Genomic DNA, 13,802 nt, shown 5'->3' with positions numbered 1-13,802 from the left:
GGTTCGCATACAAGGGCGGGTTATTAACAAAATTACATGATTCTAATAAATATATTAGATAAACCCGCCCCGACAAAGTATCTTATTAAGCCGGATAAATCCGTAATCTACGGTTAGGTTCCTCCCCAAAACTATCAGACTGTAACCGATAATGTTCTACTAATTCATGCTGCATTTTTCGCACTTGCGGCGATCGCGGTAATAACTCCACAGGTTGCCCTTTTGGTAATACAATCTGTTCTACTGCCAGTCGCGCTTCTTCCAAAGCTTCCAACTCATCATCATTACCCCCACGAGTAAACAACCGTAAATCAGCCGTCTCAGGGATTTTGACCTCATCCATCCCTAATAATCGCCGCAAAGTACGAGTAATTTGGGGAATAGTGTTAGATTTTACCCCATGTACAGGAATTTGACGAACCCTGGCAATCTGACGTAACTTAGACTCATTTTTCAGATGGGAACGCAAGGCCAACACCACATCCGCATTACTGAGATCTTTCGTTAGAACAACAGGTAAATTAAGAACATCAATCACCTGTTCAAGCTGCGATCGCCCGATACCATAGGGATAGACATAAACAGGGAAATCCTCCCCATTAGGGCCAGGAATGCGTATTTTTTCGCTTTCCCCTTCCCCTTCCGGTTGACACCAAGACTCATCCAAAAGACGCTCAAAATCACTAGAGAATCCCCCTTGATTTAGCCCCATCGGTGCAAGAGGAGTCATGCGTCCTGATGCGCGTAATCCCGTGGGCCGAGGGACACTTTCTAAACCGACCGTACCAGTTAACCCATAACTGGGAGGTTTGTCTAACTTTTCTTGGGTAATAGTCAGTTCTGCGTTCTCATCAACCGTTCTGACTTGTGGGTTAGGTTCTACACCCCGTAACAACATATCAACCGTGTGGGACACATTTTCATGAATCACCCAACGCTGACGTTCTAACATTTCGATGGCAATTTCAAAAGTTGGGGGGGCCTTCCGTTCTAATACGGTCTTCTGAGAACCCCGTCGTCGGGCCTCCTCATCCCCTAACGTTACCGCTTGAATTCCTCCTACTAAGTCGGATAAAGTCGGATTTTTAATCAAATTATCAATGCGGTTGCCGTGGGCCGTCCCTACTAATTGTACTCCTCGTTCTGCAATAGTTCGGGCCGCTAATGCCTCTAATTCTGTACCAATTTCATCAATAACGATCACTTCTGGCATATGATTTTCCACAGCCTCGATCATTACCTGATGTTGTAATTCAGGACGGGAAACCTGCATCCGTCGGGCCCGACCAATGGCCGGATGAGGAATATCTCCATCTCCGGCAATTTCGTTAGAGGTGTCAATAATGACCACCCGCTTATTAAAATCATCTGCTAATACCCTGGCAATTTCTCGCAAGGCCGTCGTTTTACCCACTCCAGGACGACCCAAAAGCAGTAAGGATTGACCCGTTTCTACTAAATCCCGAATCATGCTGATGGTACCAAAAACGGCCCGTCCCATACGACAGGTTAATCCGATAATAATACCTGTGCGGTTACGAATGGCACTAATACGGTGTAAAGTTCGTTCAATTCCGGCCCGGTTATCCCCACTAAAACTGCCGACTCGTTCAATACAATGTTGTAAATCTTCGGGGGAAATGGGTGTATTTCCTAAATAAACCGCTTCATCAGGAAACCGCGCTTCTGGTAATCTTCCCAAATCCATAACAACTTCAATTAAGCGATCTTGTTTAGGATGTTGCTCAATTTGCTGACGAATATCTGGCGGTAAAATAGCAAGAAGTTTACCGATATCATCGGTAATTTGCATCCGTTGAGAAAGGGTATTATTTGGCATTAAAGGTTCTGAATCTGATAAAGGTATGGATGAGGTTAACAATTAACAATTCAAGGTTGAAAGCTTTCCTTTGTTTATTGTTTAAAAGGATTTAATCTGAGAAACTAATTCATAAGCAGTAGCTACCGCTTGCCAGAGTAAATCAGGATAATTTTCTAACTGATGAGTTGTATTTGAAGACATTGAGGTCATTTCTAATGTTTCTAAAATGGGAGACAATAAAGAACGGGCATAACTGCCATAAGCAACCCCTACTACAAAGGTATCATTTTCTATTCTTTTATCTCTTGCCTCCTTTAATAATCCTAATTCTCTTAATTTAGGAACAGTATGATGATTAGTTCCTCCTGCTAATTGCACCAATCCTGGTAAACTAGAATTAAGGACTTTTTGGGCGAGTTTTATGGCAGCATGGGTAGTTCCTTTGCCGATATCTCCACTCATGGGGCGACCGTCTGTTTGCCATAGCAAAGGGCAGGGCAAGGGAGACATTACCTCATAAAGAGTGTGGAGATAATCAATTAATGATTCTCCATCGGGACAGCTAATGGCAATCAGTTTTAACTGATCCACCCAAGGGGCGATCGCTTGCCACAACTGCTTAAATTGGGCTTCTCGACCCACTTGGGTATGAATTTCGAGGGCATCTACTCCCATCGGTTCAATAAGGGGAATAATCTGATTTGGGGTGATAATATGCGATCGCGTCTGAATTAAATTATGGGGACAGACAGGTAAACAGCGACCACATCCATAACAACGCTGATCGATGACCCCAAATAAGTTGATCGCTTGGGCAGGACAAATGGTTTCGCAGGGACGGGGACAGTCTGGGGGACAAATTTGAGCATTAAAGTAAGCTTTGCGAAAATGGGGGTCTTCCCCGTCATTTAAACTTACCATTAGCCAGGGGTTATTTATGCCCTGATAGCCTTTCTTTTTGGCAATATTTCCCAAACCTTGGGCTATTTTTATCCCTTCTTTAGCCGAATTAATGACGGCCGTATCAGCAGCAACATCGATGCAATCAACACCCGCTAAAGTATAAATAAGGGTGAGAGTGCGAATGGCTGGCAAGTCTTGAAAACTTGCGCCACAGATTAATTTAAACCAGTTTCCCGCTTTTAGAGATCGCAACGGATAAAATAGATCGCTCACCTCTCTATGCTAACGGTTTGTGTATCAATTGTGGGTATTTTTTCTAGTTGTTAGTTAATTTTCTGTATTTCTATAACGAAATTACTGGTTTCTGAAGCTTTCATACTCTAGATCATCTCAATCAATTTACTGTTATTGTTCCCTAAAACTGATTTTACATAACAACAGAGCTTCAAAAACATTTTGAGTGTATTTGCTCAGTCGTTTGGGTTAACAGTTCATTAATTTTCCTTACTCGTGATCAGGGTTTTCTGAAGGTTCTAGAGAAGAATTTTGCTCTTTTTGATTATTCGGTTTAGTGTTTTTTTCTGAAGGGTTTAAGGGTGTTTTTAGCCAGGCCATACGACTAGGAATAGGAGTTCGAGGAACTGCTTGTAACCCTTGGAACATTTCTGATAAATGCAGTCCTTCTGGTTTCACTTCTTTGAGTTTATGCCAAACAGAACGAGACATCAACAAAGAATGTTCTATAGGTTTTGCTCCTAATTTTTCTAGATATTCTTCTCGTTCATGTTGATAATCTGATGACACTAATTCTAAACTTGGATTAGGAAATTTTTGGACAATTTGAGCCATCTGAGCCAGTAACTTAGGATAAAGCCAAGTATAAGCAGGATGAACAGTTAATTGAGCTTGATGAGCTTGTGAACCATCTTTAGATAGGATTAATTTAAAATAGCCGATCGCTGCTTTACGTTGGGGTTCAAATACATATCCCTCGGCCACTTCTCGTTGATTAAACCACTCTTGCCATTTTGAAAAAAACCCAGTTAAAAAACGAGTCCTAAAATCTTGGGGGTTGCGATCAAAAACTTGCCGTAATAATGGGGGCATAGACACACAATCTAACTGATAAAGTAGATGAGCATCAGCATTACTAACAGGTAATAAATTGGATAAATCTGAATTATGTTGGGCCAGTTGTTGTAATAATTCTGGTTCTAAAAACCAATAAGTTAATTGGGCCAAAGGTTGAAACCCATTTTGACGATACAATGCAAGGGTATTTTTTTCATTAATATTAACTTCTAATACCCAAGTTCTGGCTTCCCAGATCTTTTCTAGACAATGGCGTAATAATTGAGAACCGATGCCTTTAGGATTAGTCAATAATTCCGGTTCTCCTTCTCCATCAGCTATGATAACCCGTTCTACACGCCAGGTACTACGCCCCGTATTAAAAGGCGAAATCTGGATAAACCCCTTTAAGTTAACTTCTGGGGAAGATTTCGGTAATTCAGCTACATAGACGCGAAAATGATCCTGAAACAGATTAGGAAACCAACTGAGAAACTTCAGCAGTCCAAACCAACGTCTAACCTGTTGTAATTGCTCTTGAAATGAGACAGAAACGGAGTTTTGTTGGGATTGAGCAGAATCACTGGTAAGGGCTTCCAACCAGTCAAGATCCCGATACTGCACGGGACGAATCAGAGACTTAGGGTAATTATCAGAAGATACTTTCATGAATCGCAGTGGAGATTGGGTCGCCTATTGTCTATCTTAACCATTTTTGTCGGTTTCTTGTAAAAGGCCCCTTTGTGAACATTTAAGGTGGCACAAGTTTTATGTACAGCCAACCCAGTTGTAGGGGTCAACGGCCGTTCACCCCTATTTTTTTATTTTTATGGCTTCTATAATAATAACAACTAAGGTTTAGCAACATAATTCATAATTTATCCCGATTTAAAGGAGGAACAGGGTCATAACCCCCTGGATGAAAGGGATGACAGCGTAAAATACGTTTAATTCCTAACCAACTACCTTTAACTACTCCAAATCTTTCAATAGCTTCTAGGGTATATTGAGAGCAAGTAGGTTGAAAACGACAACTAGGAGGAAATAGTGGAGAAATTAAGTTTCTATATCCCTTAATTAGCCAAATAAATAAAGTTTTCATGGTGATATTTTTAACTATTTCTCATCTCTTTCCAAAGGTTTTCATATTGCTGTTGACTTTCTTTTGATAAAGGATAAAGAAACTCTGATTTTTTGCTAATTTCTTGATTAATAAAAAGAAGCGGATTATTTTTAATTTCTTTTTCTATATCTTTTTCTGGGGTCTGATAAATCATTGGTGAAGTACCATCAGTAAATAGACTAATTAAATTAACCGATTTAGTTTGCCAGCAAAACTCAATCCATTTTTTAGCTACATCAGATAATTGAGATTCTTTAGTTTTCAGGCTAGGTTTTACCCATAAGTCTGACCAAATAGCAGTTCCTGATTGGGGAATCACCGCTTTAAGATTCCGATTATTAGCAAGTAAAGGAAGAATATCAGTTGACCATCCGACACTTAACCAAACATCTTCTACAAGTAAAGGTTGTAAATAGTGTTTATTACTATAATATTTAACCTGTCTTTGTAAGGCGAATAGTTGAGATTTTAACTCAGAAATATCTCTTAAATTAGGAGTATTATAAGACTGTCCTAATTTTTTTAAAGTTAAGCCAATTACTTCTCTAGGTTGATCAATTATAGCAAGGCGATCTCGTAATTCTTCGCGCCATAAATCTGACCAATCTGTAGGAGTCCATCCTAACTTTTGAAACTGATTTTCATCATAAACAATTAATGTCGTTCCCCAACGATAAGGAACACCCCAAATTTGTCCATCATCTGCAATTTTTCCCTTATTATCTCGTCTAACTAAAGCCTGCCAACGGGGTGGTAATTTTTCCCAACCAGGAATTTCACTTATCTCAAACGGTTGAATTAATTGCCCTTGAATTGCTTGAGTTAACCAACTATCACCTAAAGTCAGTAAATCACTAACAGGAGGGGGTTGAGGATTAACTAAAGGAAGATAAGGCAAAAAACCTGAATTTTGAGCATCTTTATCATGCCAAGTTTCTAGAAGTTTAAATAACTCTTTTAAGTTTGCTAGAGGTTTCAGGGATAGGGTTTGTGTCTTCGAGAGTTGTTGACGGAATAGTCTTAAAAGCTGAGGCGGAATTGAACCTTTAAGCAATAAGATATCTAATCCATTCTCACTATCGCCACACCCCGATAATAGTTGATTTAGTGCAATTGTTCCTAGACTAAGAAGAAAAGAACGACGGTTAAACATGAATATTATTGTATCAAAATTGACGGTTAACTTCTTTATAAAAAAGCTTAACAAAAAGAGTAGAACTTTATCATTTAATGAAGAGTAGTGAAGTAATCGTTAAATCAATCAGCATTCTGTAACCTATCTTCTCACTTCCTTTTAGGATAAAAGATATAAAAGTTTTCAATGATGGGCAATCCTATGGATGGACTACAGCACCAAATTAATGAGATCAATCATAAAGTAGATCAACTCCATCATATTGTTGAGCAGCTTACTAAACAGATAGTAGGGTCAAGTGGACAATATGACCCGATGATGACTAACCGAAGATATTCTGTGGCAACCATGTCTCATCAGAATGCTTTACCGAAGCCTACTGCCTTACCCACTCATGGACATTTGAAGTCGGTGATGGAACATAAAGACATTCTAGTCGATGATCGGGCCAGCGATACCCTAGTTACGACAGAGGGAGAAGTGATTCTAACCACAGATATTCAAGTACGGCGACTTACTGCGCAACTAACCGCCGCCTATAATCGAATTGCTGCCTTAGAAGAGCAATTACTCGCTCGTCGTCGCACTTTCTAACCTCATCAAAACTATCTAAGAAAATTGACAAAAAAGCCAGCCAACAGTAACGTCCTACTGTGAGGTAGGGAAGCCCGCGCTGTCCCGCTTGCGGTGAGCGTCGGGAGGAGTGTCACTTAATTAGTCGGTGGTGTGCTTGGAGGTGTAGTAGGAACACCAGGTAGGGTCGAATTAGGCGGGGTAGTGGGTATAGTACCAAATCCTTGAGATTGGTTGGATGGTATAGTCTGAGGGAAACCATTGGGAACAGTTCCAGGTAAACCACTCTCTGATGGTAAGGGATTTGCTGTAGGATTACTCCAGTTGTTTCCAGGGTTAGATTCGCCGGGTAATGTCGCTAAAGCCACGCGATCGCCCCCAACTTGTTTAAGCATATCAAGGACTTGAATCACGTCGTTATAACTGGCATTTCTCGAAGCATGAAGCACCATTACACCATTAGGATTAAATTGGTGATAGTTTTTTATGGCATCAAATAACTGATTGCGGTTTACCAGTTGTTTTTCGACATAAACTTGACTAAAATCATCAAGACTCACCACCAACATTTCCCGCATTTGGGGGGAACCACTACCTGCTTTAGGTAGTTCTAATTCCATGGCTTGCTGACGGGATAGACCTACTGCCCCTAAGATAAAGAAGGTCAAAATACAAAAAATAACGTCTATTAACGGAACAATTTCAATGCGTACCTCTTGTTCGACGGGTATACCCTGTCCCAATTTTAAGGGACGAACATGAATTTGAGATCTGGTTTTACGAGGTAATCTTTTTTTTATTGTTGTCTGTGTCATGGCCACCTTTAATCCCTCAAGATTACGAAAGTAATAGTTAGTCGTTCTGAGTAAAGTTTAATTCTTTATTCATCGTATTTAAAGTCCTGATTCACCGGATTTGCTGGGGGATAATCTTCTTCTTCGAGCCACCGTTGACGATAAATTAGCTCTAATTCGTTACCCGTTTTACGAAATACTCTAACTTGGTTAAACCAAAGAGATTGAAAGACACGGTAAAAAGCCAAACTAATGATAGCTACAATTAATCCTGCGGCTGTTGAGATCAGTGCTTCCGAAATTCCTAGGGTCACACCTGCTGTCGAAGATGTTCCCAAATCACTTAGTTGAATATCACTCAGGGAGGTAATTAATCCTAATACGGTTCCCAATAATCCTAACAAAGGAGAGAGGGCAATTACCGCTTCTAATACCTTGTCTCCCCGTCGCATGAGGGCTAATTCATCATCTGCGGCTGATTCTAAAGCTAAATGAAACACCTCTGGATCTGCATTCACTAAACGTAAAGGAGAATAAAGATAATTACCCAGGGGATGATTACTATATTCTTTAGCGATTTTTGGAGCTAAATCCCAATTACGGGCGGCTGCATCCATAATTCGGCTGATAATCTGCCCTTGTTTCAGTAAAAATCTGCCCCAGAACCAAAAACGCTCAATAATGGTACTTAATGATAATACCGAGAGAAATAGTAGGGGCCACATGGCTACCCCACCCTTTTGCATAATTACTGCGATGTTCACCGTCTTAGCTTACCTCCTTTGCTTGCCTTGAGCTAGGCATTTCGTTGATAGATATAATCATTTATTCACAATTCTAAGGGTTTATATTGAGGGATCAAGTATATCCTCTGAGAAGGAGCATGTTAACTCCCAAATGGCTACAAAAAAACTGACCGTTGCTCAAATGGTAACGCAGACAAGGCTTTAGAGTATTTTCTCTAAGCATTGGTCAACATACCTGTTTAATCAATAGGAGTGAGGGTGATGAGAAATCAACAAGCTATAACCGCAACTATGGGCTTTCTTTGTCTGTTTTCGTTGACTTTGTTTTTCCCCCTATCAAAGACTCGCGTTCTGAGTATATTACCAGACGCTCAAGCTGTCCAGGAAGTTTCTCCTACTGTGTTATTTCCCAAAAAATCTCTCAATCAGGGACAATTGGTGAATACTCAGACGGAATTTGGCTTTAAGCTCTTTTCGACCTTAACTAAAGTTAGGGGGGGAGAAAATATTTTTATTTCTCCTAGTAGTATAGCCTTGTCTGTGTCCCTTCTCTACAATGGTTCTAGGGGCAATACTCAGCAAGAAATCGCCTCACTTTTGGACGTTGAAGGGGTAGATATTGATGCTTTAAATCAATCTAATCAAACTTTACTTAAAGAAATTAATACTAATCATAATAAAGTTGAATTAGTGATGGCTAATTCAGTTTGGGCTAAACAAGGGTTTTCTTTTCGTTATCAGTTTCTTAAGGATAATCAAAAATACTATGATACTAAGATTACTAATTTGAATTTTACCAGTTCTGAATCTCTTGGGATTATTAATCGTTGGGTTCAAGATAAAACTCAGGGCAAAATTCAGAATATTATGAATAAGCTGAGTCATGATGATACTTTATTTTTAATCAATGCTGTTTCTTTTCAAGGGGATTGGCAGGTTAATTTTGACAAAAATTTGACTACTGATCAACCGTTTAATTTATCTAATGGCCATCAGAAAATTTATCCTTTTATGTCTCGTCAAGGCCAATATAAATATTGGGAAAATTCAGTTTTTCAAACTGTTAATATTCCCTATGGTGATGGACGGTTTAGTTTGTATCTGTTTCTTCCTAAACCCAATAAAACTATCAAAGATATAATTGGTCAATTAACTGTTAATAACTGGAGTAAATGGTTAAATAAGTTTAGTAAAAAAACAGGTTTAGTCCAAATACCCCGTTTTCATATTGAATATGAAGTTGATCTAAAAAATACGTTAAAATCTTTAGGAGTATCAACCATATTTAAACAGTCAGATGCTAATTTTTCTGCTTTAAGTTCTCGTCCTGCTTATATTGATGGAATTAAACATAAAACCTTATTAAAAATGAATGAAACAGGCACAAATTCTCCTTCATTTAATCCCCTTGATCTGAAATTAAAACCTCTATTTTCTGCTAAAAATCAATTTAGTATGGTTTTAAATCGCCCCTTTATCTCTGCTATTCGAGACAATAAAACAGATACTATTTTATTAATAGGATCAATTATTGAACCTCAATAAACTCTTAAGTTTTCAGATAATTCGCTCTGCTTCTGTATAAATATTAAAACGATTTTCTCGTAAAAATCCAATTAATGTTACTTTAAATTCTTGGGCTAAAGTCACGGCTAAACTACTCGGTGCAGACACAGCACATAACAGAGGAATCTTAGCCATAATACACTTTTGTAAGATTTCAAAGCTAGAGCGTCCACTCACCATCACAATACAATTATTTAGAGGCATTTCTTTACTTAAAATAGCAGAACCAATTAATTTATCTAAAGCATTGTGTCGTCCCACATCTTCTCGTAATTTTAATAAGTTTCCTTCAATATCAAATAATGCGGCAGCGTGTAACCCTCCTGTTTTTGTAAAAATATTTTGAGCTTCTTTAAGTTTTGTCGGCAGTTGTAGAATTAATTCTGAAGTAATTTTAATATTAGTATTAACTGGTATACATCCCTTTATCTTTAAACTTTCAAGGCTAGTTTTTCCACAAACACCACAAGCACTAGAGGTAAAAAAATGTCGTTCTAATGACGGTAAATTTGGCTTTAGTTCTTCTCTGAGTTCAACTTTAATAATATTGTAGTTTTGTTCTGCCTCTATATCTGAGTCAACACAATAACTCATCTGTTGAATATCTTCTTGACAAATTATTACACCTTCACTATACAAAAATCCTGCTACTAAGTCAAAATCTGCCCCTGGTGTTCGCATAGTAACTGCGACAGTTTGAGCAGGAGAAACTAAACGAATTTCTAAGGGTTCTTCTGTTACCAAAAAATCAGTACGTGATCTTATTTGACCATTTTCTACTACCCAAACTTTAGATTTACTTTGACTTTTTGGTATATTTTTCATGATTAATAAAGACATAATTTATAAGATTGCTCATCTAATCTTCACTAACTTTTACTGTCAATTTTAATCCTAATACTTTAAGCCAACTACTCAACTCATAAACAACTTCAATTTCTTGTTTGTGTAAAAAATCTTTTAATTTTTGTTGATGTAATTTAGACTTTTCTGAAGATAGTTTTACCTCACCCAATGCTATAGCTACATCTTCTAAAGCTGATAATAATAAATTTGGTTCTGGGTTTTCTTCTTCTAAAATAGCATCTAAATATCCGGCCGCTTCTTCTGGAACTTTCAGAGATGTAATTAAATAGTCTTGATAGCTGTCACTAGCTGATATTTGTACGCTTGTCATAATCTCTCCAATATTGTTGGGCTGTGTTAATATCTTTAGTCTGGGTGCTTTTATCTCCACCACACAAAAGAAGGATAATTGTGCTTCCTATTATTCTAAAATATATTCGATAACCTGAACCATAATTAATTCTAAGTTCACATACTCCTAAACCTACTGTTTTGTAATCTCCTAGATTTCCTAAAGTAACTCGCTTTAGTCTTGCCTTAATTTTACCTCTTGCTTGTTGATCAGGTAAGGCTTCTAACCAGTCGGTAAAAGGAATTTTTCCCTCTGATGTAATATAAAGTCGAATTTCTTTTGCTTGTGCTTCCATTAGCTATTTTTAGGGTAGACATATTTTTTAAGATTAGGGAATCTTTTCTAACTGAACAATTCCATTATAATTAGGAATACCCGCAACAGGCGATCGCGCTTTTTTATCTAATAAAATATTACCTTCTGGCCAATGAATTTGTAAGTTTCCGGGTAGGATAGCAGCCGTATAAACTGTTCCTTCATATTCTCCTGATTCATTTTTTAATAATACGCGATCGCCGTCTTTTAAACCCAATTTTTCTGCATCAATAGAACTCATTAAAATGGCTTCTCTCATTGCCCCTGTAATGGCATCTTTTCGCTCTTGTATCATACTATTAAATTGCTTACCTCGTCTTGTTGTTACCACAAAATAACCATCGGGTAATTGAGTTTCTGGGGGCAATAAAGCAGTAAACTTAGCTTTTTTATCCTCTGTGGGAAAATGCCAACCAAAACATAAATGAGAACCCCCATATTGAAACTGATCTCCTGCTTCTTTTAGATGTTGAATTCCTGCATAATTGGGAATAAGTTGAGCAATTTCTTGACGAATTTCTGTGGTATTATTAAAGAATAATTGATCAGGAATTTCAGGTTTAACCCGTCTCGCTAAGTCTAAGAAAACCTCCCATTCACATCGGGCATTCTCAATACGAGGCCCAGGAATTTCAGGACTAAAAATAACCCGTCTTTCTGTATTAGTTTCTGTTACCCCTCCGGGAATTTCATAACGAGTCATTGCGGGTAATAAAATTACAGTTTTTTGGGGTTCTAATAACATTTGAGGAGAACAAAGGATATCCATATGAACCCTTAATGGAACCTGTTTTAATGCATTTTTAACATAATTTGGATCAGGTAAAACATCTAAGAAATTACCTCCAACCGAGAATAAAACATCCAATTTATTTTCTGCTGCTGCGTCGATCATTTCTGAAGTAATTAACCCTTTACTGGTGGGAACATCAAACCCCCAAACTTGACTTAAATAGTCAGCATTTTCAGAATTAATCTCTTTTCCTCCAGGAAAAGCTGTGGCATAACAGCCCATTTCTGCCCCTCCTTGTACCCCAGAATGACCACGAATAGGCATTAATCCACAACCTTCTCGACCGACAAATCCTTTCGTTAATGCTAAGTTAATAATAGCCCTAACATTATCTTCACCCCAAGGATGTTGAGTAATGCCCATACTCCAGACAAAAACAGCTTTTTGAGCATCTTTAATCATGATAGCAAACTCATACATTTGCTCTTTAGTAGACCCTGAAAGTTGTTCTAATTTCTCCCAAGATTGACTATTAATAGTATTCTTAAGATTCTCAAATCCTGTGGTATTATTATCAATAAAGTTGTTATCTACCCAGTTATTTTCTAGCAAATGTTTCAGGGTTCCATTAAGAAAAGCCATGTCTCCTCCCACATTTACCAAAAAACAATCCTCGGCAAATTTTGTGCCAAATAAAGCACTTTCAGGAATGGACGGAACCCAATATCTTTCCATTCCAGGTTCTCGATAACTATTAATCATAACAATGCGGGTTCCTGCTTTTTTTGCCCAATGAAGATATTTAACCGTAACGGGTTGATTATTTGCTACATTAGAACCAATAAATATTAATAAATCAGTCCCTATCCAATCTTTATAAGAACAAGTAGTGGCCGCAACTCCTAAACTACTTTTAAGTCCAGTGGTACTCGGAGAATGACAAATACGGGCCGCATTATCAATATTATTTGTTCCCATGGCCCGAACTGCTTTTTGGGTCACATAATAAGTCTCATTAACCGTTCCTCGACTGGTAAGATAATAACTGGTGCGATCGGGCATTGTAGCGCGAATATGACTAGCAATACAGTCTAACGCTTCTTCCCAACTAATAGGACGAAAACCTTTATCCCCCTTATCCCGTCGCATAGGAACAGGAAGTCTGCCCATTTCTTTGAGTTCACGGCTATTTTTAGCGCGTAATTGACTAATATCAGCTAAATTTGCAGGGTCAAAGGCGGCCATAGTATTGAGACGCAATAACCGCAAACGGACGTTACATAGATGCAACCCTTCTACTGTCCAATCTTTCATGCCAGTAGTTCCCAAAGCGCAGCCGTCACAAACTCCTTGATTAAGAATGTCCCAGGCATAGGGTAATTGATCTTTATTTTCCCATATTGCCCGCAACAATTCCCAATAATTATTAGGATATTGTTTTCCTAACCCGAAGGGTTTCCAACTGGCCCAGTTTGATGGATTCCAAACTTTTTTAGGTTTGTTTAACATGGGAAATAATTAAGATTTTCTAGTTTACCTTGATCTAATTTTAACTGAAAAACTGATAAAATCAAGGATTAATTTTATCATCACTATTGATAATACTTTCTGTCGAAGTGAAAGAATTTTCATGACTTAAAATGAACCTTAATCTTCATTACTCTATCATAATACTAACATGATTTATCCCATTTCCATAAGAATTATTAATAGTTGAGCCTGCGTAGGCAGGCTTCGTTCATATAGCCCAACCCTTTAGGGTTAGGGCTTTTTAGAGAATGAAATAGCCCTGCAGGCTCTCCCGATATCTTGGTATAAAATGT

Annotated in this window: 13 protein-coding genes; 2 read left to right on the top strand and 11 right to left on the bottom strand. The window is 38.1% G+C overall.

The window, feature by feature from the left end:
- Positions 1–85 precede the first annotated feature (85 nt).
- The 5 genes from AsFPU1_RS14315 to AsFPU1_RS14295 all read right to left on the bottom strand — a co-directional run bounded on the left by AsFPU1_RS14315 (position 86) and on the right by AsFPU1_RS14295 (position 6,072).
- Positions 86–1,813, bottom strand: coding sequence for a R3H domain-containing nucleic acid-binding protein (locus AsFPU1_RS14315; protein ID WP_124975223.1), 1,728 nt, complete (start codon positions 1,811–1,813; stop codon positions 86–88).
- Between the two features lie 108 nt (positions 1,814–1,921).
- Positions 1,922–2,998 (bottom strand): circadian clock protein LdpA, encoded by a 1,077-nt coding sequence (gene ldpA / locus AsFPU1_RS14310; protein ID WP_124975166.1) that lies wholly within the window; start codon positions 2,996–2,998, stop codon positions 1,922–1,924.
- A 231-nt stretch (positions 2,999–3,229) separates the two neighbouring features.
- A complete protein-coding gene (locus AsFPU1_RS14305) occupies positions 3,230–4,465 on the bottom strand; it encodes a GNAT family N-acetyltransferase (RefSeq protein ID WP_124975168.1) in 1,236 nt (411 codons plus the stop codon).
- Positions 4,466–4,667: 202 nt separating this feature from the next.
- Entirely contained in the window at positions 4,668–4,898 is a 231-nt protein-coding gene (yidD, locus tag AsFPU1_RS14300) for a membrane protein insertion efficiency factor YidD (RefSeq protein WP_124975170.1), read from the bottom strand.
- 10 nt (positions 4,899–4,908) lie between these two features.
- A complete protein-coding gene (locus AsFPU1_RS14295; RefSeq protein WP_124975172.1) occupies positions 4,909–6,072 on the bottom strand; it encodes an extracellular solute-binding protein in 1,164 nt (387 codons plus the stop codon).
- Positions 6,073–6,255: 183 nt separating this feature from the next.
- Here AsFPU1_RS14295 and AsFPU1_RS14290 point away from each other — a divergent pair, with 183 nt between their 5' ends.
- Positions 6,256–6,648 (top strand): hypothetical protein, encoded by a 393-nt coding sequence (locus AsFPU1_RS14290; RefSeq protein WP_124975225.1) that lies wholly within the window; start codon positions 6,256–6,258, stop codon positions 6,646–6,648.
- Positions 6,649–6,764: 116 nt separating this feature from the next.
- On the opposite strand, the gene AsFPU1_RS14285 is transcribed toward AsFPU1_RS14290, so the two are convergent.
- Complete coding sequence (locus AsFPU1_RS14285; RefSeq protein ID WP_124975174.1) at positions 6,765–7,442, bottom strand: ExbD/TolR family protein; 678 nt, start codon at positions 7,440–7,442, stop codon at positions 6,765–6,767.
- Between the two features lie 65 nt (positions 7,443–7,507).
- Positions 7,508–8,146: a MotA/TolQ/ExbB proton channel family protein gene (locus AsFPU1_RS14280; protein ID WP_172957510.1), complete on the bottom strand. Its 639-nt coding sequence runs from the start codon at positions 8,144–8,146 to the stop codon at positions 7,508–7,510.
- Between the two features lie 282 nt (positions 8,147–8,428).
- Between AsFPU1_RS14280 and AsFPU1_RS14275 the strand changes: the two genes are divergently transcribed.
- Positions 8,429–9,712 carry a serpin family protein gene (locus tag AsFPU1_RS14275; RefSeq protein ID WP_124975178.1) on the top strand — a complete coding sequence of 428 codons (1,284 nt, stop codon included), beginning with the start codon at positions 8,429–8,431 and terminating at the stop codon, positions 9,710–9,712.
- A 12-nt stretch (positions 9,713–9,724) separates the two neighbouring features.
- Here AsFPU1_RS14275 and fdhD read toward each other — a convergent pair whose 3' ends face one another.
- The 4 genes from fdhD to AsFPU1_RS14255 are packed head-to-tail and all read right to left on the bottom strand — an operon-like array spanning position 9,725 to position 13,488.
- Positions 9,725–10,558, bottom strand: coding sequence for a formate dehydrogenase accessory sulfurtransferase FdhD (fdhD, locus tag AsFPU1_RS14270; RefSeq protein ID WP_124975180.1), 834 nt, complete (start codon positions 10,556–10,558; stop codon positions 9,725–9,727).
- Between the two features lie 34 nt (positions 10,559–10,592).
- Complete coding sequence (locus AsFPU1_RS14265) at positions 10,593–10,910, bottom strand: helix-turn-helix domain-containing transcriptional regulator (RefSeq protein WP_227873534.1); 318 nt, start codon at positions 10,908–10,910, stop codon at positions 10,593–10,595.
- Positions 10,885–11,226: a type II toxin-antitoxin system RelE/ParE family toxin gene (locus tag AsFPU1_RS14260; RefSeq protein WP_124975182.1), complete on the bottom strand. Its 342-nt coding sequence runs from the start codon at positions 11,224–11,226 to the stop codon at positions 10,885–10,887. Before AsFPU1_RS14260 ends, AsFPU1_RS14265 begins: the two co-directional genes overlap by 26 nt.
- Positions 11,227–11,259: 33 nt before the next feature.
- Positions 11,260–13,488, bottom strand: coding sequence for an FdhF/YdeP family oxidoreductase (locus AsFPU1_RS14255; protein ID WP_124975184.1), 2,229 nt, complete (start codon positions 13,486–13,488; stop codon positions 11,260–11,262).
- Positions 13,489–13,802: the final 314 nt, after the last annotated feature.

Origin of the sequence: Aphanothece sacrum FPU1 (assembly GCF_003864295.1) — a bacterium.
Taxonomy (GTDB): Bacteria; Cyanobacteriota; Cyanobacteriia; order Cyanobacteriales; family Microcystaceae; genus Aphanothece_B; species Aphanothece_B sacrum.
The sequence above is the reverse complement of the archived record's forward strand: the minus strand, read 5'-3'. Positions and strand labels throughout refer to the sequence as shown.